Consider the following 25,966-nt stretch of genomic DNA (forward strand, 5'->3'; position numbering starts at 1 on the left):
GAGAGGTCATTTTAGTGCGAATCGGCGCTGGGTGATTTTTTCAAGGCTAAAGCACAGCAGGTAATAAACCAGCCCGGTAAAGATAAAAATGGCTGCGGGGTAAATTTGCACCCGGCTGTTAACCTGACCGGCAACTGTCGTGAGTTCCGGCACGTTAACGATAAACGCCAGTGACGTGTCCTTCAGCAGCCCAATAAAAATCCCTGTCAGCGACGGTAGTACGTTACGCAGCACCTGCGGCAGCAAGATAAGCCACAGGGCCTGATCCGGGCGAAAACCCTGAACGACTGCCGCTTCATATTGCCCGCCAGGCAGTGCGCTAATTCCAGCATACACCGAGTGCATCACCGAGGCGGCGGTGAACCATGCCAGCGCCAGCGTCACGGTAACGGCACCGGGCAGATCGCTTCCGGTCAGCATGGGTAGCAAATACCACATCCAGAAAATCACAAAGATGAGCGGAATGCCGCGAATAAATTCCGCCCAGAAAAACAATCCGTTGCGAACCGCGCCCGGAAATCGCCAGGCGCAACAGGCAAGAACGATCCCGCCAGGCAGCGCCAGCAATGCCGCACCGATAGCCATCAGCAAAGTGAGCAGGACGCCACCGGGTTGCCCCTCAGCTACACGTCCCCACAGGAGATAGTCAAGATTGTCGGTAATGACCGAAACATTAGCGATCATGCAGTATGCTCCTGACGCTGAAGATGCGCATTCTTATCCTTGACGATTTACCCGACGCAGACTGCGGGCCAAGACGCGTAAGCAGCATTCCCAGAACGATGCCGGTAAACAGATAGAGCACGGTGCCAACGGCAAAGGCTTCCAGCGCGTGCGCGTTGTAGCTCTCAATTTGCCGTACCTGGTAGGTGAGCTCAGCAAATCCAATACCGCTGGCAAGCGAGGAAAGCTTCATCAGGTTGAGATATTGCCCAACAATCGGTTGCCAGGCGTTTGCCAGCCCCTGAGGCAGCAGAATGTGACGAAATATTGTCCAGGATGAAAACCCCTGCGCCACGGCAGCCTCGCGTTGTCCGGCAGAAACAGCCTGTAAACCCGAAGCGATCTCTTCAACCAAAAATGCTGAGGTAAATACCCCCAACCCCCATGCTGAACAGATAAATTCCGGCGTTAACCACCAGACATCACCCGGCAAAATTGACCATGGATGATCGGCATTGATAAAGCTAATGACGTTACGGGGTAGCCAGTTCCAGGCGGCAAAATACCAGAGCATTAGTTGCACCAGTAAAGGCGTGTTGCGAAACACCGAGACCCAAACCCCGACCATCGTTTTAGCGAGACGATTGCCCGTCAGGCGCAGGCCGAGCAGTGAGATGGCAATGAGCGTGGCGAGCACGATACCTGCCAGCGTCACCCAGAGCGTGGTGAGAAAACCGGAAATTATCCATTGCAGGGGTTGCCCGCTCAGCACTCCCTGCCAGTCCATTGCATGCATTATGACGATGACTCCTGGTGTAACGGGTCGAGCACTTTTTTCAGGAAACGCTGGGTTCTCGGGTGCTGTGGTCGGACGAAAAAATCCTCCGGCGCGGCCACTTCCAGAATATCGCCACCATCGATGAAAACCACCCGATCGGCAATTTCGCGGGCAAAATGCATTTCGTGGGTCACGACGATCATGGTGATACCGCTGTGGGCCAGATTTTTCATTACCTGTAATACCTCGCCGATCATTTCCGGATCCAGCGCGGAAGTGGGCTCATCAAACAGAATAATTTGTGGCGACGAAGCCAGTGCGCGGGCGATGGCCACGCGCTGCTGCTGCCCACCGGACAACTGCGCGGCATAGGCGTTGGCTTTTTCCGCCAGTCCCACTTTTTCCAGCAACTCAAGAGCCCGACGATCCGCTTCCGTCTTGTTCCAGCCGTGAACATATTCCAGCGCCAGCGCGATGTTCTGCAGCGCAGTCAGGTGCGAATAGAGATTGAATTGCTGAAATACGAAACCGATACGGCTGCGTAACTGGCGTAATGCCGCCCCGCGCAACTGACTAATCGGTTTACCATCAATGAAAATTTCGCCACCGCTGAGCGACTCAAGCTGGTTGATAAGACGAATAAGAGTGGACTTTCCTGAGCCGGAAGGCCCCAGAATAGTCACCACTTCACCGGGTTCAACCGCCAGGCTAACGCCGTTAAGTACGGTATGAGCGTCATACTGTTTAAACACATTGTGCAGTTTGACGCTTGCCTGACCCAATTGGGTAGAATCCGCAGCCGAAGCTGCGGAACGATGAAAAAGAGCTGAGAGCATATTACTGGGCTTCTATTTTAAAGGCGCGGGCTTGCGGATTTTTGGTTTCAGGACCAAACCAGACATCATAAATTTTGGCTGCCTGCCCGGTAGATTCCAGCTTCAAAAGTTCATCGTTGACGGCTTTCAACAACGCTGGCTCACCTTTTTTCACCCCCACGCCGATCTCTTCTTTGCTCAGCAGGTCCGGCAGAATTTTGAAATCAGCTTTATCCGGCGCAGCGCCTAATAACCCGGCCAGAATCGTACTGTCCTGGGTAATGGCCTGAACATTGCCGTTGCGTAGCGCGGTTAACGCCAGCGGGATATCGTCGTAGGCCAACACGCGCGACTGCGGGAAGCGCTGATGCAGTGCCTGTTCACCAGTAGTGCCTTTTACCGCGCCGATGCGTGCTTTGCTGTATTCATCGAGCTTATCCGGAGATTTTGCTGGCACAAGGAACTGCTGGCCGGTAACAAAATAAGGGACGGAGAAATCTATTACCTGCGCCCGTTCAGGTGTAATCGTGATATCTGCGACGATTAAATCAGCTTTACCAGATTGTAATAACGGAATGCGGTTTGCCGGATTGGTCGCTACCAGTTCCAGTTTTACACCAAGGGATTTGGCCAGCGCTTCGGCAAAATCAACGTCGTAGCCGACAATCTTATGGGTTTTGGCATCGACGGAGCCAAACGGAGGATTCGCGTCAAATGTCGCGATTTTTACGACGCCTGCGGCTTTGATATCGGCCAGTTGGTCAGCCTGAACCTGCGAGACGGTAAGTCCTGAGGCCAGCAGCACGCCCAATGCCAGCAGTGTTTTTTTAGCGCGGTAAGTTTTCGTTGCCATCATTGTATGAAATCCCTGTAGTTTTTGGTTTGTGCTTTTTACGCTCCCATAACTTACGGTTGGGACAAAATAAGAAAAAATTCTTATCTATATACAAAATGTTATTAGTGAAGGATGTGTTAATAGCGGGTGAAAATAATGCATGAGTGAAAGGTAAAATCGTGCATAAGCCTGGTAATAATTCGCATTTGGTTTTTGTGTGAGAGCACGCTTGAATAAGGTTGAACTGTGCTAATGTCCAGAAATGCTACTGGAATACCCTCCGGACCTGTACCATATGTCACAACAGGTCTGGAGTGGGGATAAGCATGCTGCGTGATAATTTTAACGATCTCTATTATCTCATTATTGTTGCCCGCGAGCGTAGTTTTACCCGGGCAGCGGCAAAACTTGGGGTTTCGCAATCCGCGCTAAGCCATGCGATTCGTGGGCTTGAAGAGCGGCTGGATGTACGGCTTCTGACCCGCACCACGCGCAGCGTTGCGCCGACCGAAGCCGGAGAACGGCTTATCAACAGTATCAGCCCGCGTTTTGATGACATTGAAACAGAGCTGCTGGCATTAACCGATGTTCGTCAGCGCGTGGCCGGTAACATTCGCCTGACGCTGGGCGAACATGCATTGCAATCTACCGTCTGGCCCGCGCTGGAGCCGTTTTTGCAGGCTTACCCTGATGTGAATGTGGAAATGACCATCGACAATAGTCTGACGGATATCGTGACTGGCCGCTATGACGCGGGTATTCGGCTCGGTGAGCAGGTGGCAAAAGACATGGTCGCCGTCAGAATTGGCCCGGACTGGCGTATGGTAGTGGTGGGGTCACCGGCGTATTTTGCTCGTCATGGCAAACCGAAAACCCCTCACGACCTGCAAAATCATAGCTGTATTAACATGCGCATGCCGACGTTGGGCGGATTATACGCCTGGGAGTTTGCTAAAGACGGGCAAGATTTGCGCGTACGGGTGGAAGGGCAGCTTATTTTTAACAATCTACCCCCGCGAATTAGCGCAGCGATGGCGGGAATGGGGCTGGCTTTTGTGCCGGAAGACACCGTCGAGCAGGCTGTTGCAGAGGGGGCATTGGAAAAAGTGTTGGAGGACTGGTGCGAACCTTTTCCTGGCTATTATTTGTACTATCCCAGCCGAAAACAGCATACCGCCGCCTTTGCGCAACTGATTGAGGCCTTACGGTATACGGGCTGAAGTGGGTGGGGTTAACAGGCGATAAAAAACCGGCATTGCGCCGGTTTGGAAATCAGATTTTGCAGGCGTCGCCGCAGTCATTATCAGCAATAATTTCCTGCGCTTTCTTGTCTGCATCTTCCAGACGTTCAGCGTTACGCTCTTGCGCTTCTTCCAGTCCATCAAAGACCAGATTATCGAGATCAATTTCCATCATTCACCTGCTCAGGTTCAGCGTTTAACATCACGTTATTATATTGCAAAAATGTTGCTTAACAGCAGCGATTCTTGCTACTTAGCATCGAACGCAATCCGCTGTGCGTATTTATCCGCCAAAATAGCCTATGGTTCGCAATTGCTAAAGAATCGTTGGTTGTAAATACCGCAAAATTCTCGCTCTCTCTACCGTTTTATCTCCACTTTTTCATTAACGTGATGCGCGATCATTTTTAACAAATCTGCGACAAAATCACTATACATATAACTTAATATCTTTTATACATTAATTGTTCAACCCTGCGACTATTCCACAAAAGAGAAAGCAATATGGAACAGACACCTGATAAGAAAAACGATAATTTTCAAAAAGATGGCAAAGAACAGTTCAATCGCTCGATCGGTCTTATTTCAAACTTTGCGTTGGGTTTTACCTACCTGTCGCCGCTTACCGCCGTCTATTCGCTGTTTGCGCTGGCCGTAACGCTGGCGGGGCCGCCCGCAGTATGGTGGATTTTAATCGTCGCATGTGGGCAACTTTTGGTTGCATTGGTGTTTGGTGAGGTCGCTTCCCAGTATCCGATAACCGGCGGGCTTTACCCCTGGGCCAGAAGGTTGTGGGGCAAGAAGTATGCGTGGATCGCCGCCTGGATCTACCTGTGGGCGCTGGTGGTCACCATTACGTCGATCGCGGAATATACATCAACGTTTGTTGAATCACTCTTCCACTATGGTCAGACGCCGGCCACGATGTTGGTGACTTCCGTCCTGCTGCTGCTGTTGATGATGGCCGTTAATATGTCCGGGACTAAAAATCTGGCCCGGGTGGCGAAAATTGGTTTCTGGTGTGAAATTGTCAGCGTGATCGCGCTGGGGATTTATCTGCTGATTTTCCACCGTTCGCAGCCGTTCTCTGTGATTTTTGACTCGATGGGCGTGCTGGCTCATGACGGCAGCTACTCCACCGCATTTATGTCTGCTGCGCTGATGGGGCTGTTTATGTTCTTTGGCTTTGAGGCCTGCGGTAACGTTGCGGAAGAGGTGCAGAATCCAAGTAAAAAGATCCCGGTGGCGATGATTTTAAGCATCGTATTCGGCGCGATTTCCGCCATTATTTCTGTTATGGGTTATTTGCTGGCATCACCGAATCTGGTCAGCATCGTGAATGGCAAAACGTCCGATCCGATCCCGGCAATCCTTAATGAAGCTCTGGGCGAAACTGGCGCGACTGTCTTTATCGTCGTTGCAATTATCGCCATGTTGTCGTGCATTTTGTCTCTGCAGGCTGCGTTAAGCCGTCTTATCTTTTCTTTCTCCCGCGACAGAATGCTGCCGGGAAGTGAATGGATGGCCAAAATCTCTAAAAATGGTGTTCCGGATAATGCCATGGTCGTCAGTTGCCTGCTGCCAGTGATCATCTGCGTTTGGGTTTATTTCCAGCCAGATAACCTGTCGCGTATCACCGCGTTTGCTGTTATCGGGATTTACATCTCGTTCCAGATGGTTGTGCTGGCCGCGCTGCGTCAGCGTCTGAAAGGCTGGAAACCGGCGGGAGAGTGGACCATTGGCGGTTGGGGCGTAATCGTGAATGTGCTGGCGTTAGCTTACGGATTGTGCGGGATCTGGTTACTGGCGCAACCGGCAGACAGCAGCGACTTCATCGATCGTTGGACGGTTCTGTTCGGCCTTGCGATTGTTGTTGGCTCGGGGCTTATTTATATGTTCCTGACCCGTCCGTTTGGTCGTTCAGCGGCGCCGGAAAACGACGCCATTGCGTACGCCAATAAGCTCAATATGGGGCAGGATAACTAAAAACTCAGGGCCTTCGGGCCCTTAGTTTTGATAGTGATAAAGGATAAAGTAGTCGCTCTGATACACCACGGTACTGTTTGCAGGTGACAGCAATTCACCCACGCGAAAACGTGGCCAACTGGAGAAAATGATCCTGTTTTCCAGATTAGTCAGAATCACATAGTCAGGATGGGCACAGGAAAGCAGTTCGGCTTCTATCTGACTGACCAGCAGATCGACCGCGGCAACACCGAGAAACTGATTGTTGTAGTAGACCGGGACGGCTGACGTTAGGGTATAGGAGATATTGCAAATATAGTCGACGTAGGGACCGTGGATATAGGCTTTGCCAACCGGAGGAGAATGCTTAAACCACTCAAAGGTTCTGAAGTCCAGTCGTTGTTGCGTGGCCTGATCCAAATCCAGATGCGCCTGGCTCAAACCATTGTCTTTCTTATACCACCACTCCAGCAACCAGTACTCTTTTGTGGTTGCGGTACTCTCAATATGGCTGGCGAATCCCGCCCCTGAGCAGTAATGGTTGTTATTGAGCGTGCGCTTGATGTGCTGTTGAACGGTGGATCTGACTGAGGGGTCGAGAACGACCTCGGCTGAGGCCTTTTGTACCCCTGAAATCGCCTCATGGATGCTCCTCGCCAGCGCAACGGTAGAATCTACGGTAGAAACAGTAATGTCATCAATTTTACGAATTAATGCGCTTAGGGATGTCGAAGAGCTCATTGTCTGTCCTGCCTTCACTGATTGTCAGTTCGAGTTATATTTCAGCTTTTTTTCAATAAGGTAGTAGGTAAACGTGTCGATGATCTGCGTGGCAAACTGTACTGACTCTGCCTCGTTGTGAGCAGCCAGCGCATCGGCCAGCGCCGAATAAAGCGCGATAATTTCTGCATGAATACTGTCTGTGCGATAAAGTATCGCCACCAGCGATGCCCATTCAGCCTGAACCTGCAGCTCCTGATTGGCCAGTCGCGCTGAATGCGAACTGGCGGCAATCGCCAGCAGACAACGCATATCGGCCTGGGTCATCAGCTCAGGTGAGTTTGCCTTTCTGAGCACCTCGACAAACTCGCGAAATTTGGCGATATCCGCACCGGTCATCCGTCGGGAAGCCAGCCTCGCGCTATGGCTAATAATGGCGCAATGCATTTCACCCAGATCAGACAGATAATCCGTACTGATCGCCTTGAACGGATGCAGGGCGCTATTTTTGCCATCAATATTTTCGCAAACGAAACTCCCGCCATTACGACCACGAACCGTATGGATAAGATTATTAGCCCGAAGCGTGTTTAGCGCTTCTCTGATAGTGATATGTGAGACACCCATCATCTTTGCCAAATCAGTTTCGTTGGGGAGCTGTTCTTTTGGCTCCAGCAACCCCGTGATAATGGCATTTGAAAGGCGTTGGACTATCTGGTCTGAACGACTGACCTGCCCGATAGGCGCAAATATGACCGCGTGAGTAATCATAATCTTTTCTGTACTCAATTCCCTGAAACAACGACCATTTTTAACACATGCCCGTCGGGCAAGGAAGGTAAGAATGGCCGAGTTATTTTACATGCCTGGGCGCAACGTCACTGCACAAGCGGATGTGTGTCCCGATAACCTTATGATGAGCTGGGCGTAACGCGTCAGCTGGCAATAAAAAGCCTCATCCTGCAAATGTGAAAATTAAGTTAAAAATGCGAGGCTTATCATAGTGTCAATGTTGCGCATTTGAAAAAATTTTACAATATATATATTACATAAGATTCTTTATGTATTAATTGGCAGGAGACAAACATGAAAACCCTGAAGCATTTTATTAATGGGCACTATGTAGCAGGCAGTAGCGAAGATAGCTTCGAACTGGTGAGTCCGGTTGACGGTGAAACGTACGCAATATCTCCCAACGCTAACGAGGCAGAGGTAGAGCAGGCTTACTCAGCAGCGGAGGCGGCGTTTAGCATCTGGCGAAAATCGACGCCGGCACAGCGGCAAAAGGCGTTATTGCGGCTGGCCGATGAGATTGAACGCAACGTTGAGCGACTGGTAACCGCGCAGAGCCAGGAAACCGGTCAGCTTCGCCATTTTATTGAGAAAGAGGAGATCGCGGCATCTTGCGATGCCATCCGCTTTTTTGCCGGTGCGGCGCGCTGTCTTGAAGGAAAGGCGGCCGGAGAATATTCCGCAGGATTTACTTCAACCATTCGTCGTGAACCGCTGGGTATTGTTGGGCAAGTGACGCCATGGAACTACCCGTTCATGATGGCGGTGTGGAAGATTGCACCTGCGCTGGCGGCAGGTAACACGGTGGTGTTAAAACCAAGCGACACCACGCCAGTTAGTACGCTGCTGTTGGCTGAACTGGCCGCACCGTTGTTCCCGAGAGGGGCGTTTAACGTTGTGTTGGGCAAAGCCAGCACTGGTTCGCTGGTGGTTTCAAACCCGAAGGCTTCATTGGTTTCTATTACCGGTTCGGTCCGTGCGGGTTTGCAGGTTGCGGCTTCGGCGGCGGCAAACCTGACCCGAGCACACCTGGAATTGGGCGGGAAAGCGCCCGCAATCGTGTTCGCCGATGCAGATATGGACAAGGCGATTGCGACGATTACCACAGCAGGCTTTTTCAATGCCGGGCAGGATTGCACAGCGGCTACGCGGATTCTGGTAGAGCAATCTATCTACGCTGAGTTTCTGGAAAAACTGATCCAGAAAACAAAAAGTATCAAATTTGGGCCGCCAGAAGATCAAAATGCACTGTACGGCGCATTGAATAGCCGGAATCAGCTGGAGCAGGTTAAAGGCTTTATTGAGCGTTTACCGGCACATGCAAAAATTGAAACCGGTGGGCGCGCAGGATCTGGTCCAGGCTTCTATTTTGAGCCGACGATCGTCTCCGGATTACATCAAAATGATGAAGCTATTCAGTATGAAGTATTTGGCCCACTAATGACTATTCAGTCGTTTTCTACTGACGAAGAGGTACTACACAAAGCGAATGATGTGGAGTATGGTCTTGCCGCCAGCGTCTGGACCAGTAACCATGGTCGCGCCCAACGCTTCAGCATTGACCTCGATTTTGGCACGGTGTGGATTAACAATCACATTCCTCTGTGCGCCGAAATGCCGCATGGCGGGTTCAAAAAATCGGGGTACGGCAAAGATCTCTCATCTTATTCACTCGAGGAATACACTCGGGTGAAACATATCATGTGCGACATTTCTGAATAGAGAGGATTACGATGAAAACATTAAAAATCGCGGTGCTTTCATTAGTGATGTTCTCGGGCTATAGCCTGGCAGAAAGTACATCGCTGAATACCGTAAAAGAGTATATGGCGGCGTGGAATGCGCATGATGCTTCGCGAGCCGCTCAATTTCTTGCTGATGATGCGGTCTATTATGATGCCGCCGCAGGAGAACCGATAAACGGCAGGGAAAAAGCAGAAAAAGAGGTTATCGGCGCTTTTATTAAGGCGGTTCCAGATCTTAGCTGGAAAATGGTTGGAAAACCCGTCTACGACGAAGATACCGTGGCCTTTCGTTGGGAATTTTCAGGCAAAAATAGTGGTGAATGGGCAGGGAGTCCGCCGACAAATAATCCGATCAAATTTGAAGGCGTCAGCTATATTCATGTTAAAGCAGGAAAAATCACCTGGCAGGGTGATTATTATGATTCTAAAAAACTGGATGAAGAGTTAAAGCCAGTGAAGTAGTCGGTTGTACCCCTTTATAAATAAGAAGGGGTATCTCTCTTATTTGTGTCGTATTAAAGGCAGTGTGTAGCAATAAGGAAAAAAGTTAATGGCAATTACCAGACGTGATTTTCTCAACGGCGTCGCGGTGACTATTGCGGCGGGGCTTACCCCGCTGGAGTGGGTCAGGGCGGCAGGAAAGGGAAACGCATTTATAGATGGAAATTATTATCCTCCTGCGCTGACGGGGCTGCGGGGTAATCATCCTGGATCGTTTGAAATGGCGCATGCGCTAGGCCGCGAGCATAAACATTTTGATTTAAACGCTCTGCCCGTTGAGGAAGAGTACGATCTGGTGATTGTGGGTGGCGGGATTAGCGGGTTAGCTGCCGGTTGTTTTTGGCGTCAAGTTGCCGGGCAAAATAGCCGGATCCTGATCCTCGATAACCATGACGACTTTGGTGGACACGCCAAACGCAATGAATTTACCAGCTCGGGTAAGAAATTACTCGGTTATGGTGGCAGCGAAGCATTCCAGTCCCCTGCGCATAATTTCAGCCCTGAAGTACAAAAGTTGATGGAAACCGTGGGCGTCAGCGTCACGCGGTTGAAAGAGAGTTTTGACGTAAACTTCTACCCCGACTGGCAGCTCAGTCGCGGCGTTTTCTTCGATAAGAAGAATTTTGGCGAAACAAAAATCGTCAGCGGCGATCCGGGCCGCGCGGTATCTGATGATATTCCGCCGGACAGGCTCAATGGGCGTAAAATTGAAGACTTTATCAATGATTTTCCGCTAAGTGAGAATGACAGAAAAGCGCTGATCGACCTGCACGTCCGGCCCGGTGATTACCTGCCGGGAATGACGGTCGATGAGAAAATGGAATGGCTGGATACCCACAGCTACAGTGAATTTTTGGCAACAAAAGTTGGTTTGAGCAAAATGGCGCTGCTCTATTTCCAGCAGCGTTCCAACGACTTCTTTGCTATTGGTATTGAAGGTATTTCTTGTAGTGATGCCAGGGCGTGCGCCTTACCCGGCATGGAAGGGATGGGGTTACCGCCGCTGGACGGAGAGTCGCTGGCCGACCTCGAAGAGCCGTATGTTTACCACTTCCCGGACGGTAACGCCGGGTTAGCTCGCCTGTTAGTCAGATATATGCTGCCGGATGCGCTACCGGGCAACACGATGGAAGACTCTGTCCTCGCCAGATTACATTACGAAAAGCTGGATCTGCCGGAAAACACCACGCGCCTGCGCCTGAACAGCACGGTGATTAATGCGGCCAACGTGCAGGATGGCGTGGCGGTGACCTATCTGCGTGACGGTAAAATGCACCGTGTGCGCGGTAAGAACACCATCATGGCAGGTTATAACATGATGATCCCGTATCTGGTGCCTGAGATGCCGGAACAGCAGCAGACGGATCTTAAACTGAACGTGAAGGCACCGCTGGTGTACACCAACGTGGTGGTCAAAAACTGGCAGGCGTTCAAACAGCTTGGCGTACATGAGTTTTATTCTCCGGCGGCACCTTATAGCAGGGTCAAGCTCGACTATCCGGTCAGTATTGGTGGGTATCAACATCCGGCCTCCCCGGACGATCCGATGGTCATTCATATGGTCTATGTGCCGACCTATCCGGGCAGTAACCTGTCGGCCAGAGAGCAGTTCCGTCTGGGACGAGCCTATTTGCTGGGGACCACCTTTGCGGCGCATGAGGAGATGATTCGCTCCCAGTTGCAGGAGATGTTTGGCTCAACCGGATTTGATAATCAACGCGATATTGCCGCCATTACGGTTAACCGCTGGGCGCATGGCTATGCGTACTACGCCAACTCGCTGTTCGATGATATGGATAAGATGCCAGAAATTATCGAGCGGGCGCGTCAGCCAGTCGGTCGCATTGCCATCGCTAACTCCGATTCTGACTGGAGTGCTTATGCCCATACGGCAATCGATCAGGCATGGCGTGCGGTTAATGAACTCAAGGATATGGGGTGATCTATGCGCAATGTAACCATTCTCGCCGCCTGTTTATTTACTGCTTCGGTTTCCGCTGCTGAATCTAACGGTGAATACATCGCGCGAATTTCAGACTGCGTCGCCTGTCACACCGCTGAAGGTGGTGCGGCGATGGCGGGGGGCAAAAAGTTTCCTACTCCGGTGGGGGATATTTATTCGACCAACATTACCCCAGACAAAACGCAGGGTATTGGAAATTATTCTTACGAGGATTTTGAAAAAGCCGTACGGCAGGGGATTGCCAAAGATGGTCATCCGCTCTATCCGGCTATGCCTTATCCCTCCTATGCAAAACTTTCTGACGAGGATGTTAAGGCGCTGTATAGCTATTTTATGCATGACGTCACGCCGTCAGCACAGCCCAATAAAGAGAATGCTATTCCGTGGCTACTCTCCGCCCGCTGGCCGCTGCATATCTGGAACTGGCTGTTTACCGACGCGCCAGTGTCGGCTGTAGAGGGCGCGAAAACGGATGATAATGCTGTCCTGGTAAAACGGGGTGCTTATCTGGTGGAAGGTCCCGGACACTGCGGTTCATGCCATACCCCTAGAGGCATGGCGATGAACGAAAAAGCGTATACTAATGCTGATGCCGAATACCTGAGCGGCGCGATGATTGACGGCTGGTATGCACCGTCGCTGCGCGGCACCGGTATGTCTGAGCAGGAGTTAAAATCGCTGTTGCTGACCGGTAAAAGCAAGCATGCCGCGGTTTCAGGTTCGATGGCTGAAGTCGTCACGCAGAGTACACAGTATCTGACCGACGAAGATGCCACGGCGATCGCCCAATATCTGTTGAGCCTGAAAAGTGCGAAGCCTGAAACGGTACGTGCTGCGGCGACTACAGCATCCTGGTCGAATTCACCTGAGGCGGGCAAAGTGACCTATAACCGCTACTGTTCAACTTGTCACGGTCTGGAAGGGAAAGGTACGGATGATAACGCGCCTTCTTTAGTTAACAATCCACTGGTGATGGTTGATGACCCGACACCGCTGTTCAGAGTGATTGCCCACGGCGCAGAAACACCGACAACGCGTGGCAGCGTCTCCTTTAAGATGCCTGCCTACGGTGGCTTGTTAAGCGACAACGAAATGCGCGACGTGATTAACTACGTACGTAAAAGTTGGGGTGAAGGGAATCGCGAAGTAAGCCAGGAAGACCTGGCTGGCGTTAAAAAAGCGTCACATTAAACAGTATGCCGGATAAGGTGCTTGCACCTTCATCCGGCAGTGCTTACACGGTGTTTACCCTGATAATATCCACGAGTCGGGTAAACGCCGCCGTCATTTCATGCTCTTCAATACTGGCAAACCCCAGCAGCAGGCCGCTGCGTTTCCCTTCATTTACGTAATAGCGTGACAGCGGGCGCACCAACAACCCTTGCGCATTCGCCTGTTGGGCAATGACCGTGTCATCGCTCCCGGCGGGTAACTGTAAGATCATATGCAGCCCGGCGTTGCTGCTGAAAGAACCAAGAAAATGTTCACCAAGTTGGCGGCTGATAAGCTCTACCAGCATCTGGCGACGACGACTGTATAGCTGACGCATTTTCCGAATGTGTGCCGCGTAATAACCCTCGCGAATAAACTCCGCCAGTGCGGCCTGAATCAACAGATGCCCACCACGATAGAGGTCGTTATGAACCTTTTTCAGCGGAGCGGCTAACGATTTAGGTAGTACGACATACCCGAGTCGCAGTGCGGGATAGAGGGTCTTACTGAATGTCCCGATGTAAATGACCGGTGTCTCTTCTTCCAGCCCCTGCAAAGAGGGAATCGGCTGGCCGGAAAAGCGGAACTCACTGTCGTAATCATCTTCCACTATCCAACTTCGCGTTTCACGTGCGCGAAAGAGAAGTTGCCGGCGGCGGCTCAGACTCATGACCGAACCGAGTGGGTATTGATGTGACGGTGTCACAAAAATAAGTTTTGGTGGTGTTTCGCCGGCATCCGGCGGGACCATGCCTTGTTCATCAACCGGGATAGCCGAAAAATTAACGGCATTGATGCGAAGAATATTTTTGATTCCCCAGTAGCCCGGTTCCTCAATCCAGGCGTAATCGCCCGGGTTGCATAAAGTCCGGGTCACCAGATCCAGGGCCTGGTGAATACCTTCAGTAATCAGAATTTGCTCCGGTGAGCACCGTACGCCACGAGCGGTGCGCAGATAGTCTGCCAGTGCTTCTTTTAGCTCATTCACGCCGCCTGTGGCATCGTAAGTGAGATACTCCGGGCGCAGTCGTCTTGCCAGCCTGTCCTGAATTTTCTTGAGTACCCGGTGCGGGAAATGCTCTACATCAGGTACGCCTGGAATAAATGCCCCCCACTGGCGGGGACTGGCGCTGGCATTACCTAACAGCTCAAGGCAGCGGGCGGATAAACGGGTGTGATCTTCCTGAGCGGCAGTAACAGGCTCTTTGTCAGGACGCAGGTCGAGATTGTCCAGCACGCTGTCGGTCACAAATGTGCCGCTGCTGGTGCGCGCGGAAATATACCCTTCAGCTTGCAACTGTTCGTACACCCGCAGGACGGTATTGCGCGATAGCGTCAGCTCTCCTGCCAGGTCACGCGACGGAGGCATTCGGGTGGCCGGTTTCAGGCTACCTTCGAGGATGCAACTACAAATGGCGGCATACAGGCGGCGATGTAGTTTTTCGTCAGTCTGCTGATTAAATGCATGCTTGATCACATCTCCGGCAAGTGAACGCATTTGGATCCTTAAAATAAAACGATTTGGCTCTCGATTAAAGTACCAGACGGCGTCTAAATTTAAAGGGTAATTCAACCGAAATGTATTAATGGACAAGGTGTAGAGAATGAACAATAAAAACCTGCAACAACGTCGTCTGGATGCCACCCCGCGTGGCGTGGGTGTGATGTGTGATTTTTATGCTCAGTCGGCAGAAAACAGCACAATTACCGATATCGAAGGCAATCAGTACATCGATTTTGCCGCCGGGATTGCCGTGCTGAACACCGGACACCGCCATCCTCGCCTGGTGCAGGCAGTCGAAGCGCAACTTCAGGCTTTTACCCATACGGCTTATCAGATTGTCCCGTACGAAAGCTATGTGTCTTTGGCTGAGAAAATCAACGCCGTTGCGCCAATCGACGGCAAGCGTAAAACCACATTCTTCACTACCGGGGCTGAAGCGGTAGAAAACGCGGTGAAAATTGCGCGCGCGCATACCGGCCGTCCTGGCGTTATCGCATTTGGCGGTGGTTTTCATGGGCGTACTTACATGACGATGGCGTTAACAGGCAAGGTGGCACCCTATAAAAAAGGTTTCGGCCCGTTCCCAGGCTCTGTTTACCATGCGCCGTATCCTTCTGAATTGCAGGGCATTTCCACGGCGGATTCCCTAAAAGCGATTGAGCGTCTGTTTAAAGCCGATATCGATCCAACCCAGGTTGCGGCGATTATTTTCGAACCCGTCCAGGGCGAAGGGGGCTTCGTGGTGGCACCGCCAGAATTTGTGGCTGCCATCCGCCGTATTTGCGACGAGCATGGCATCGTGATGATCGCTGATGAAGTACAAAGCGGGTTTGCCCGTACGGGTCAGCTGTTTGCGATGGATCATTACGCCGATAAAGCGGACCTGATGACCATGGCTAAAAGCCTTGCGGGCGGCATGCCGTTGTCAGGCGTCGTGGGCAAAGCCGAAATTATGGATGCGCCTGCGCCAGGTGGTCTGGGTGGAACCTACGCCGGAAACCCGCTGTCGATCGCGGCGGCCCATGCGGTGCTGGATATCATTCGTGATGAGCAGTTATGCCAGCGTGCGGCGGCTCTCGGTGAACAGCTGCGCGCCGCTCTGACAGATGCACAAGCAGGGTGTCCTGAACTGGCCGAAGTGCGAGGTTTAGGCTCTATGATTGCTGCTGAATTCAGTGATGCAGCGACAGGAGAACCCAACGCTGCCGCCGCACAACGCGTGCAGAAGAAAGCCCTTGAGCAAGGATTACTGCTGCTGACCTGCGGTCAGTATGGCAACGTTATTCGTTTCCTTTACCCGCTGACAATTCCGCAGGATCAGTTCGCCAAAGCGCTAGATATTATCAAAGCAGCAACCAAGTAATTCGTTAGTTGTCATTTACCCAAAGCCGACGGTCGTCATCACCGTCGGCTTTATTATTGTTGGCATAAATTGATCTTCCTCGTGTGTAGCGCGGTAATTATCGCGAATGGGTTGCCAGGCCTCTCGTTATATAATTTAATGCATATCGTTTTTACTCCTCTATTCAGATGGTATCCCATGTTAACTTTCCGCTCTTTTGTGCTGGTTTGCGCCAGCATGTTGTTTGCGTTTTCTGCTCAGGCCGACCGAACGATCACCGATCAGCTTGGTCGACAGGTCACGATTCCTGACCACGTGGACAAAGTGGTCGTGCTGCAACACCAGACGTTGAATATTCTGGTCCAGCTCAATGCCCAGCAGGACATTGTTGGTGTGATGTCGAGCTGGAAAAAGCAGCTCGGGCCTGAATTTGCGCGCTTTATGCCGACGATTACTACATTGCCGACGCCAGGCGATCTCACCAGCGTGAACATCGAAAGCTTGTTGGCGATTCATCCGCAGGTGGTTTTTGTCGCCAACTATGCGCCCGCGGAGATGATCCAGCAGATTCAGAACGCCGGTATTCCGGTCGTGGCTATCTCATTACGCAAGGATGCCACCGGGCAACAGAATAAAATGAACCCGACCATGGCCGATGAAGAGCAGGTCTACAACGAAGGGTTGAAGCAGGGTATTCGCCTGATTGCGGACGTGGTTGGGCGCAAACCGCAGGCCGAAACGTTAATCGACTACGTTTTTGCCGCGCGGTCAAAATTCAATGCGCCGGTTGCAAAAATCCCGGATGCGCAAAAAGTCCGTATTTATATGGCTAACCCCGACCTGATGACTTACGGCTCCGGGAAGTACACGGGACTGATGATGCAGCACGCGGGGGGATTAAATGTGGCGGCTGCCAGTGTGAAAGGTGCCCGTCAGGTTGCGCTGGAGCAGGTATTAGCGTGGAACCCGCAGGTGATTTTTGTCCAGGATCGCTATCCGCAGGTGGTAACTCAGATCCAAAACGATCCGAACTGGCAGGGGATTGATGCGGTGAAAAATCATCGCGTCTGGTTGATGCCTGAATATGCCAAAGCCTGGGGCTATCCGATGCCGGAAGCGTTGGCGATCGGTGAACTTTGGATGGCCAAAAAACTGTATCCGGATGCCTATAAAAACGTAGACGTTGATGCGCAGGCCCAGGACTACTATCAACGTTTTTATCGTGTGAACTGGCAGCCTGATGCAGCTAAGTAACCGTATTTTGCCCCAGCAACCGCTCTTAATCGTTGTGGTCCTGTTGCTGGGCGTCAGTTCGCTATGCCTCGGACAGTATCCGCTGTCGTTAAGCGAAGTGTTTTACCACCTGACGCACTATAGCGACGCTGAGGGAATAGGCAGCCAGGTTATCTGGACGGTCAGGCTACCGCGTATTCTGATGGCACTGCTGGCGGGGGGCGCGCTTGGGTTATGCGGCGCGACGCTGCAAGGGGTATTTCATAACCCTCTGGTCGACCCGCATATTATCGGCGTGACGTCGGGGGCGGCTTTTGGTGGAACACTGGCCATCCTGCTCGGTCTTTCGCCCTGGCTGATGATGGGATCAACGTTTTTCTTTGGTCTGACAGCGTTGATCCTGGTGTATGCCATTGCTGCGTTACAGGGGCTGGAGAATACGCTGGTATTGATCCTGTCGGGTATCATTTTGAGCGGTTTTTTTGCCGCGCTGGTGAGCCTGATCCAGTATCAGGCTGATACCGAAGAGACGTTACCTAATATTGTGTTCTGGCTACTGGGCAGCTTCGCGACGGCCAACTGGCATAAAGTGCTGCTGTTGGCGGTCCCGGTCGGTATCGCCGCGACGGTTTTGTACCAGCTACGCTGGCGGATAAACCTGTTGTCGCTCAATGACAAAGATGCCAGAGCACTGGGTGTGGCGGTGGTTCCTCTGCGACGCAGCGTTTTGGTGTGCTGCGCATTTTTGGTCGCTGCTCAGGTGGCGGTCAGCGGCAGTATTGCCTGGGTTGGATTAGTGATTCCGCATCTGGCGCGTTTGCTGGTGGGGGTTGATCATCGTCGTTTACTACCGTGCGCCTTCTGGTTGGGGGGCGGATTTATGATTGTGGTGGACGATATTGCTCGCACCCTGATGCATGCGGAGATACCGTTGGGGATTATTACCGCATTGTTCGGCGCGCCGTTGTTTGCTTTCTTACTCATTCGTACCAGCCGTCGGGAGAAATCATGATACCTGCCGCACTGCGTGTACATCAGCTTATTTATGGGTATCGTACGCCGCTATTTGAGCCGCTAACGTTCTGTTGCCAGAAAGGTGAGATCTGGGCCGTGCTGGGACGCAACGGCCTGGGTAAAAGTACACTGCTCGATACGCTAACCGGCACGCTGCCTGCTTTAGGCGGGAATATTGAAAATAACGGTGGGATAGGGATTGTGGCACAGCATAGCCATCTGCCGTTTCCGTACACGGTCAGCGACGTGGTGTTGATGGGGCGAGCACAGCACGTGAAGCTGTTTGCGCAACCCAGTCCGCAGGATCAAAAAAGAGCAATGCAGGCGTTAGAGCAGTTGAATATCGCGCATCTCGCCTCCAGCTCATTTGGCTCACTTTCCGGCGGGCAGCAACAGTTGGTGATGATTGCCCGGGCTCTGGTGACGGAGTGTCAAACGCTGTTACTGGATGAACCGTGTTCCGCGCTGGATCTCGCCAATCAGCAGGTGGTGCTGCAGCTCATCAGCGATCTGGCCCATCAACAGGGATGCAGTATTCTCTTTTCGACTCACGATCCGCTTCATGCGTTACAGGTTGCTTCCCATACTTTGCTGCTACTCCCTGAAGGAAAATGGCGGGCAGGGCCCACGAACAGCATTGTGACGGAGGAGAATTTATTCCTGGCCTATGGCTTAACGCTGAGAAAACTCAGCGTGGAGAACTACCAGACGCCGTTTATCGCACCGTTGTTTTCTATTCGTCGTTAAGCGTTAAGAATCCGGCGGCGCTAAGAAATTCCTGCCCGCCGCGGGAGAGTATGAATTCAACCAGCGCCATGACTTCATTGGATGCATCAAGCACCGCCAGTTGGTATTCGCAGCGAATATTGTGCTCATCGGGAATAGCCACGTAATGTACGTCGGGCATCGCGCGCAGCGCGTGTGCGTAATGCGCGTAACCGATAAACAGATCGGCCAGCCCCTGGCGCAGGATCCAGGCGCTCGCCAGTTCTCCTTGCGGGATTTTTACCGTATCTCGACCACCCACCAGCGGGATTGCCCGTGCGCGAAGCTGTTGCCCGAGTCCTGGTTCCAGTACATCCATATTGTCGAAAAATGCCCAGGTATAGTCTCCGGAAGGGTCGCAGCCGGGGGTTGATGTACCAGGTCGCAGCGTTGGGTCGCGGAGTAAATCCAGCCAGACACCGGTTCGGTTGCTGACAAGGCTCAGTTTGTTCCAGCAAAAAGTGTGCGTAGAGAAGGCAATATTACGTGCTAACAGGTTTTGCGGATGTTCCCGGTTGGCCGAGGCAAAGAGCGCACACGGTTCTCCCGCTTCAATACGTTCACGCAATAAACCGGCCGGACCATATTCAACCTTAACGTCTATTCCACTCATGCGCGTGAACTGGCTTATCAGTGGCGTAAATGCCAACCGCAAACTGCCTGCGGCGAATAATGTGATTGGAGATGGCATTGTCTCGTTGATCCCTTATATGATAAGCCATAAACATTTTGCTATTATATATGCGAGCGTAGCGAAATGAAATAATGATATTACTTGTGAAGTAGTTCTTTGAGTATGTTGACAATTGAATTGATAATTAATTGAACCCGAAAAGGCTGCTCCGTTTTTTTGTTATAAATAACAAAGAGTTCCAATTTGGCAGTGTAATTTTCGGGTAGAGTAGGTATCAGAACGTTAAGATTCGTTTCTTTAATGATTAAATCAGGCATAAATAAATAACCGAGACCCGATTTCGCAAGCTCAATGGCTGCATAAGAGTTATCACAGGCAAAGTCACCATTGATGATGGTTTTTACTCTCTCACCATTTGTTTTATCATCGATATACCAGATGTTATGGTTATTTTCCATATGAGAGAAAAAGAGAATACATGGACTTTGAGTGTAGTCGGCAATAGTACGAATGGGATTACGGGCAATCATTTCACGTGTGCCATAAATATTTGCAGGTATTGACGCAATATTTCTGGCAACCAGTTCATCATTGTCGGGTAATGAATGTGTAAAAAGAATGTCGCAGTTATCACTGAAAGGAACCCCAAGCGTGAATTCGGAGTTACTAAGGTTACTGGTAGTTAGCATTAATTTAATTTCAGGGTGCTTTTCTTTCAACCCTGGAATCACATATTTGGTGATAAAAAGTAGTTGACCCGTTGGTGCGTGGATCCTGACAAACCCATCAGAAGCTTGTTTATAGGCCATCATAAACGTCTGAATATCATCACAAGACTTCATGTGTTTTTTGATATAAGGGAGAAGTTCTTCTCCAAAGCGGGTCAGTCTGATGGGGCGGCATGAGCGATCAAACAAGGAAAAACCAAAACGTTCTTCAAGCTGTTGTAATGTTCTGCTGATGTTAGGCTGTGCGATTTTCAGATTATCAGCGGCCTGGCTCAGGCTTCGGGTACACGATAGTTCATAAAGTATTCGAAGCTCATTATCATTAAAACCGATTTTTTGTACCACTTATCGCCTCAGTCATACCTTATGAGTTTTATCCGCATACAACCGCGCAGGGTTTTCGCTGACGTCTTTTTAAATGGCAGGTATGACTGCTCATCTAATATAAAAATAAATACAATAAATAGCAAGGACATACCATTTAAACTGCGGGTGGGGTTCGTTGCAATATTCTTTAAGCATGTGATGCCGATGCGTAAGATAACATGGTTTGTGTAAGAAAACAAAAAAGCCATAAATATGTAACAAGCTTCAGTGTTCGATGTTGTTATCCTGATAATTATTATACATACAAGTTAAATAAACAACCTGTGTAGAGACGATTCACTGCGGTTCTGGCGAGCTCACTCATACATTATATCTAATACGCATAATGTTATGCGCATCTAGTACGGGACGAATGAGAATAATCCGACTAAAGTACCGCGCAAATTTATGGCTGTCCCTTTATTTTATGATTTAAGAATTAATTCTTAAAAGACTATTAATAGCCTGGTAACGTTTTATTCACCTCCACGGCAAGTTCAATCCTGAGTTTCCAGCAAAAACCTCTAACACTATGATTGAAAGAATTGTCTGGCTTTGCCTGATCATAACGACACCCGTGCTGGCGGCAATAACAACCGCACCACAATCATCGCCGTGGCAAAACGAATTACTTGCCCGGCCTTCCGTTATTTATGTATTGCAGAGCGGAGAAACTACGACATCAATTGCAGAACGCCTCGGGCTTACGACAACTCAACTGCATTATTTCAACCAGTTCAGAACGTTCAATAAGCCTTTTGCGCAATTAAGTCCGGGAGATGAAATAGATATTCCGTCGTCATCATCCAGTGAGTGGAAGACAAAGGAGGCTGCACACTCGCTGGACGAAAGACAGGATCGTGAAGCGGGCGCTAAACGCCTGGCGGGTGGCGCAACAGGTCTGGCGAAAGTACTGGAAAATGGCGATGTGGCAGAGGCGGCCAATGGGTTAGTGCGCGCTGAAATTAACCGTCAAGCGAATGACACAGTCAATGATTGGCTGGGGAAACTCGGTACGGTGAAAACGCAGTTGAGCGTTGATGAAGAATTTTCGCTTGATGAAAGCAGTATTGACTGGCTTGTACCTTTACATGAAACAACGAACAACATCCTGTTTACGCAGTTGGGTTATCGAAATCAGGACCAACGAAATACAGTAAACGCCGGCGTAGGTGTTCGTCATTTCAGCGGTGATTGGATGCTGGGATTTAACACCTTTTATGATGCTGATCTAACCGGAAACAATCGCCGCTTAGGGGTGGGAACTGAGCTGTGGCGGGATTATTTTCAGCTTTCGGGGAATGGTTATTTGAGGTTGTCTGACTGGCAATCCTCTGATGATGTTAAAGATTACGATGAGCGCCCGGCGAACGGTTTCGATGTGCGTCTGCAGGGCTGGTTGCCACAATATCCACATTTTGGCGGCAAGTTTATCTACGAACACTATTTTGGTGATGAGGTCGGGCTGACGAGTGAGGATGAACGAGAAACAAATGCCTGGGCTTTCACCACTGGAGTCACCTGGACGCCATTTCCACTGATGACGCTGGGTATCGAGCAGAGTCTGGAAAAGGGCGATGAGGGCAACACCCGTGTGCAGATGGACCTCGCATGGCGACTGGGTGAGTCCCTGAAATTCCAGATATCTCCTGATGAAGTGGCATCACTGCGCGAGCTCAAGGGCAGTCGTTACAGTCTGGTAGAGCGTAATAATGTCATCATCCTGGAATATCGCGAGCAGGATCTGCTTCAGTTGGCTCTTTCCGAAGAGGCTATCCACGACGCTGAATATACGGTACATACCGTTTCAGCCACTGTTTCAGGCAAATATCCACTGTCGCAAATAACGTGGGATAACGCCGCGTTTCTGGCGGCTGGCGGTGAATTTCGGGCACTGAGCGTCAATCTGTTTTCCCTGACGCTACCGCCGTACCAACACACACAATCCACGGACGGTGTGGCAAATCAATATCGTTTAGTCGCCCAGGCACAGGATAGCGAGGGGCATACCAGTAATACTCAAACATTGTTAATCGATGTATTACCGGTGAATCTGGCCTTTGATGATGAACTCAGGGTGGCGGGGAACGGCGCGCCTGCCGATGGTAAGACGCCGGTCACGATTACCGCAACTCTGGTGGATGATGCGGGAAAACCGGTGAGTGGAAAAACCATCAACATGGGAATGACCTTCGCTGATGGCAGTAAAACTGCAGAGGATATCGTCAGTAATGCCGCAGGCCAGGCGATTTACCATGTCGTATCGAGCGTGGCGGGCCCCGCGAAGGCCACGGCTCGGGTGTCCGTTCTTATCCAGAGCGCGGACGTGCTGTTTAGCCCAGTGGCAGCAGACGGAACACGTTCATCGTTGCTGGTCAGCCCTGCGGTGATCAGAGCCGATGGTTACGACGTGGCTGATATCACCTTTAAAGCCTACAGCAGCCAGGGAGAACCGGCTTCGGGACTCGAGGATATTGCGTTTCAGGTTATTGGTGTCGACAACACAACGACAGGCAAGGTGCGGGAAATCTCACCGGGCGTCTATCATGCCAGGATGAGTGGCATAAATGCCGGAAAAGGTCTGGTACAGGTCGTTCAGGGGAACGTACCGACCAAAACGCAGCGTCGTCCTGTCACACTGACGGCCACAGGCAACCCGGTTGATCCGGCACAATCCACCTTAAGCGCGACGCCGCAACAAATCTCCGCCAATGGAAACGCGGAGTCTTTGCTGATGCTACGGTTAACCGACAGCAGCGGGAATCCACTCAAAGAAAAGAACGTCAGATTTTCTACGACTCTCGCCGGAACCAGCATCAGTGATGTCACGAACCGTGAAGACGGTACTTATGTTGCAACACTCACTGGTACCACTACCGGGAAGGCTGAAATAGTCACACACGTAAACGGTGTTGTAACGACGATTGAGCCGAGGGTGGTGAAGTTGATTCCGGATGACAATGCGGCCAGCGTCGAGACGCTGATGGTGGTTGACGATCACGCCGTGGCTGATGGTGAAGACGAGAATATCATCAAGGTGACGGTGCTGAATGCGGATGGCACCCCGGCGGTTGGCGAAATCGTTCGACTTTACGCCGACAACGATGCGGAAATTCCCCAGTCGGCTACCACTGATGCTCACGGTGAGGCAACCATTGCATTAACCAGCAAAGTGGCCGGCCAGGCCACAGTGGTGGCGGAGATAAATGGCAACACGGAGAAGGTGGAAACCAATTTTACCGTGGATAGCGGCAGTCTGGATCCTGAGCGATCCCGGACAGGTGCCGTACCAGAACGCATTGAAGCGAATGGCAACGCGGAATCGGTTATTTATTTTGTTCTGCTGGACCAGCAAGGCAATCCGGTTCCCGGGCAAAAGGTGACGTTCAAAAGCACCCTTGAAGGAACAACGTTAAGCCCGGTGAGCGATAACAACAACGGTACCTATAAGGCCTCTTTGTCGGGCGTAAATGCGGGTGTGGCGCAAATTACTGTCAGCGTGAACGACAATCCGTTTCCCGTTTCGGCTGTAGGTATCACGCTAACACCACAAACAGGGGCGGCAGGACATGGCGAAACGACAGCGATCACGAACAATGCGTTGGCCAATGGTACTGCTGCCAATCGCGTGAAGGTCAAAATCAGCACTGCTGACGGAGAGCCTGCCACTGCTCAGGCGGTACGATTTGTCGCAACTAATGGCGCCTCGGTTCCGACATCTGTGATGACCGATAACCAGGGCGAAGCCATTGCGACAGTCAGCAGCCGCATTGCCGGTAAATCTGTGGTTTCCGCCATGTTTAACGGTCATGTGCAGCAGGTTGAACTCACTTTCCTGGCTGATGCGAGTAGCGCTTCTATTTTCCCGGGAGAGCTACGGGTCATTGCGGATAACGCACTGGCCAACGGCGTCGCAGAGAATGTAGTCAGCGCAACCGTTCGGGACGCGTTTGGAAATCCGCTCGCTGGACAAAGCGTCAAATTTAACGCGAGCCATGGCGCAATAGCCTCCGCCGAGGGCGTGACCGACGAAAAAGGCACCGTGATCGCGCGTTTTACGAACACCACGGCCGGGCGTAGCGAAGTACTGGCTACAGTCAATGGTCAGGGCCAACACGTAGCGATCGCTTTTTCGCCATTCGCCTCATCGGTAAACGTGCTGAGAGGTGGTCAAATACTGACCGGTCATCCTCAGGTGGGCGATCGATTATCCGCAGTGGTGATGTGCGGTGAGGGCGCCTGCGAAGAGCAACCCTCACGCTTTCAGTGGCAGGTGGAAACCGCTGTGGGCAGCAATCAGTTTACCGCTATTGCGCAGGCGACAGATCGTGAATACGTCGTGTCTCGCGAATGGCAAAAGCGCGCGTTGCGCGTTGAAACACAAGAAACACGATGATTCCTTTTTCCCGGCTGACGCCTTAATCCATCCTATTGTTGAGTACTTTTATGAAAAGCAAAAATTTCGCATTAACCGCCAGCAGCGCTTTATTATTGCTGTCATATCCCGCACTGGCCGTATTGTCTGACCCGACCGACAGTGTCAAAGGTCGTGCGCCGGTGATCACTCCGAGCACGATTGTTTCTGCAGATACCAACAGCAACGGCGTTTTCGACATTGGTGACGTGATTTCTATTAGTGCACAGGGGACATTCAGCGATCCTGATGGTGACGCCGAGGGCCAAAAAACGTATCAGTGGCAGGCGGACGGTGCAGACATTACCGGTGCGACGAGTGAGACCTATACCGTCACGGCAGGCGATCTTGGCAAGAAAATCACCGTACTGATTACCCCACATACCGATCCGGCGATTACTGACCCGGATAGCGGTATTGCAGTTGCGTCCAATGAGCTATCGACAGCTTCGGCGAACACGCCTGTCGCCGTACAGATTGAAGGTGCGATCAATGGCTATCCGCAGGTCGATACTGCGCTGAATGCGGTGGTGCAACTGGCTGATGGTACCAACGGCAATGCCACAACGTATCAGTGGAAGATTGAAACGGCTGTTGGTTCCGGCGTGTATCAGAATATCGCTGGAGCAAACGGGAATACATATACGCCTGTCGGGGCAGACCAAAAACGTAAAATTCAGGTTGAGGTGCATTAATACCTCATATGCGGCAGCGAAGCAGTCAAACGCTGCTGCGT

At 51.3% G+C, this 25,966-nt stretch carries 22 protein-coding genes; 12 read left to right on the forward strand and 10 right to left on the reverse strand.

Annotated features, from left to right (window positions below):
* Positions 1–6: 6 nt before the first annotated feature.
* Genes OGY33_RS20595 through OGY33_RS20610 form a run of 4 tightly spaced genes read right to left on the reverse strand, consistent with a single transcriptional unit; the run spans position 7 to position 3,112 of the window.
* A complete protein-coding gene (locus tag OGY33_RS20595) occupies positions 7–684 on the reverse strand; it encodes an amino acid ABC transporter permease (RefSeq protein WP_060682280.1) in 678 nt (225 codons plus the stop codon).
* Positions 674–1,459 (reverse strand): amino acid ABC transporter permease, encoded by a 786-nt coding sequence (locus tag OGY33_RS20600; RefSeq protein WP_191238575.1) that lies wholly within the window; start codon positions 1,457–1,459, stop codon positions 674–676. Before OGY33_RS20600 ends, OGY33_RS20595 begins: the two co-directional genes overlap by 11 nt.
* A complete protein-coding gene (locus OGY33_RS20605) occupies positions 1,459–2,277 on the reverse strand; it encodes an amino acid ABC transporter ATP-binding protein (RefSeq protein WP_032943235.1) in 819 nt (272 codons plus the stop codon). The genes OGY33_RS20600 and OGY33_RS20605 overlap by 1 nt, the downstream gene beginning before the upstream one ends.
* A gap of 1 nt (position 2,278) precedes the next feature.
* A complete protein-coding gene (locus OGY33_RS20610; RefSeq protein WP_191238574.1) occupies positions 2,279–3,112 on the reverse strand; it encodes an ABC transporter substrate-binding protein in 834 nt (277 codons plus the stop codon).
* Between the two features lie 305 nt (positions 3,113–3,417).
* Between OGY33_RS20610 and OGY33_RS20615 the strand changes: the two genes are divergently transcribed.
* A complete protein-coding gene (locus OGY33_RS20615) occupies positions 3,418–4,311 on the forward strand; it encodes a LysR family transcriptional regulator (protein ID WP_048214301.1) in 894 nt (297 codons plus the stop codon).
* 52 nt (positions 4,312–4,363) lie between these two features.
* Here OGY33_RS20615 and OGY33_RS20620 read toward each other — a convergent pair whose 3' ends face one another.
* Positions 4,364–4,504 (reverse strand): hypothetical protein, encoded by a 141-nt coding sequence (locus tag OGY33_RS20620; protein ID WP_003832695.1) that lies wholly within the window; start codon positions 4,502–4,504, stop codon positions 4,364–4,366.
* Positions 4,505–4,836: 332 nt separating this feature from the next.
* Here OGY33_RS20620 and OGY33_RS20625 point away from each other — a divergent pair, with 332 nt between their 5' ends.
* Entirely contained in the window at positions 4,837–6,318 is a 1,482-nt protein-coding gene (locus OGY33_RS20625) for an APC family permease (RefSeq protein WP_003832697.1), read from the forward strand.
* Between the two features lie 21 nt (positions 6,319–6,339).
* Here the strand turns inward: OGY33_RS20625 and OGY33_RS20630 are convergent, their stop codons facing one another.
* On the reverse strand, positions 6,340–7,038 hold the full coding sequence (locus OGY33_RS20630; protein ID WP_286572242.1) for a cache domain-containing protein: 699 nt from the start codon (positions 7,036–7,038) through the stop codon (positions 6,340–6,342).
* Between the two features lie 24 nt (positions 7,039–7,062).
* The gene (locus OGY33_RS20635; protein ID WP_008784630.1) at positions 7,063–7,788 is read right to left on the reverse strand and encodes a FadR/GntR family transcriptional regulator; all 726 of its coding nucleotides are present in this window, start codon (positions 7,786–7,788) and stop codon (positions 7,063–7,065) included.
* 315 nt (positions 7,789–8,103) lie between these two features.
* Between OGY33_RS20635 and OGY33_RS20640 the strand changes: the two genes are divergently transcribed.
* From OGY33_RS20640 to OGY33_RS20655, 4 genes are all read left to right on the forward strand, one after another.
* A complete protein-coding gene (locus OGY33_RS20640; RefSeq protein ID WP_191238573.1) occupies positions 8,104–9,531 on the forward strand; it encodes a gamma-aminobutyraldehyde dehydrogenase in 1,428 nt (475 codons plus the stop codon).
* An 11-nt stretch (positions 9,532–9,542) separates the two neighbouring features.
* The gene (locus tag OGY33_RS20645; protein WP_032943249.1) at positions 9,543–10,016 is read left to right on the forward strand and encodes an ester cyclase; all 474 of its coding nucleotides are present in this window, start codon (positions 9,543–9,545) and stop codon (positions 10,014–10,016) included.
* An 88-nt stretch (positions 10,017–10,104) separates the two neighbouring features.
* A complete protein-coding gene (locus OGY33_RS20650; protein WP_191238572.1) occupies positions 10,105–11,997 on the forward strand; it encodes an NAD(P)-binding protein in 1,893 nt (630 codons plus the stop codon).
* A 3-nt stretch (positions 11,998–12,000) separates the two neighbouring features.
* Entirely contained in the window at positions 12,001–13,209 is a 1,209-nt protein-coding gene (locus tag OGY33_RS20655; protein WP_191238571.1) for a c-type cytochrome, read from the forward strand.
* Between the two features lie 43 nt (positions 13,210–13,252).
* On the opposite strand, the gene pdxR is transcribed toward OGY33_RS20655, so the two are convergent.
* Positions 13,253–14,728 carry a MocR-like pyridoxine biosynthesis transcription factor PdxR gene (gene pdxR, locus OGY33_RS20660; RefSeq protein WP_191238570.1) on the reverse strand — a complete coding sequence of 492 codons (1,476 nt, stop codon included), beginning with the start codon at positions 14,726–14,728 and terminating at the stop codon, positions 13,253–13,255.
* A gap of 106 nt (positions 14,729–14,834) precedes the next feature.
* Between pdxR and puuE the strand changes: the two genes are divergently transcribed.
* From puuE to OGY33_RS20680, 4 genes are all read left to right on the forward strand, one after another.
* On the forward strand, positions 14,835–16,097 hold the full coding sequence (puuE, locus tag OGY33_RS20665) for a 4-aminobutyrate transaminase (protein ID WP_048214296.1): 1,263 nt from the start codon (positions 14,835–14,837) through the stop codon (positions 16,095–16,097).
* 177 nt (positions 16,098–16,274) lie between these two features.
* Positions 16,275–17,330 (forward strand): ABC transporter substrate-binding protein, encoded by a 1,056-nt coding sequence (locus OGY33_RS20670; RefSeq protein ID WP_191238569.1) that lies wholly within the window; start codon positions 16,275–16,277, stop codon positions 17,328–17,330.
* On the forward strand, positions 17,317–18,321 hold the full coding sequence (locus OGY33_RS20675; protein WP_003832715.1) for a FecCD family ABC transporter permease: 1,005 nt from the start codon (positions 17,317–17,319) through the stop codon (positions 18,319–18,321). The genes OGY33_RS20670 and OGY33_RS20675 overlap by 14 nt, the downstream gene beginning before the upstream one ends.
* On the forward strand, positions 18,318–19,070 hold the full coding sequence (locus tag OGY33_RS20680; protein WP_103285131.1) for an ABC transporter ATP-binding protein: 753 nt from the start codon (positions 18,318–18,320) through the stop codon (positions 19,068–19,070). Before OGY33_RS20675 ends, OGY33_RS20680 begins: the two co-directional genes overlap by 4 nt.
* On the opposite strand, the gene OGY33_RS20685 is transcribed toward OGY33_RS20680, so the two are convergent.
* Positions 19,057–19,779: a substrate-binding domain-containing protein gene (locus tag OGY33_RS20685; protein ID WP_191238568.1), complete on the reverse strand. Its 723-nt coding sequence runs from the start codon at positions 19,777–19,779 to the stop codon at positions 19,057–19,059. The genes OGY33_RS20680 and OGY33_RS20685 overlap by 14 nt on opposite strands.
* An 80-nt stretch (positions 19,780–19,859) precedes the next feature.
* Positions 19,860–20,795: a LysR family transcriptional regulator gene (locus OGY33_RS20690; RefSeq protein WP_149607174.1), complete on the reverse strand. Its 936-nt coding sequence runs from the start codon at positions 20,793–20,795 to the stop codon at positions 19,860–19,862.
* A gap of 553 nt (positions 20,796–21,348) precedes the next feature.
* On the opposite strand from OGY33_RS20690, the gene OGY33_RS20695 reads away from it, so the two are divergent.
* Positions 21,349–25,212: an inverse autotransporter beta domain-containing protein gene (locus OGY33_RS20695; protein WP_191238567.1), complete on the forward strand. Its 3,864-nt coding sequence runs from the start codon at positions 21,349–21,351 to the stop codon at positions 25,210–25,212.
* Positions 25,213–25,262: 50 nt separating this feature from the next.
* Complete coding sequence (locus OGY33_RS20700) at positions 25,263–25,925, forward strand: ZirU family protein (RefSeq protein ID WP_219987902.1); 663 nt, start codon at positions 25,263–25,265, stop codon at positions 25,923–25,925.
* Positions 25,926–25,966: the final 41 nt, after the last annotated feature.

Origin of the sequence: Citrobacter sp. Cpo032 (assembly GCF_030332975.1) — a bacterium.
In the GTDB taxonomy this organism is placed as follows: Bacteria; Pseudomonadota; Gammaproteobacteria; order Enterobacterales; family Enterobacteriaceae; genus Citrobacter; species Citrobacter portucalensis.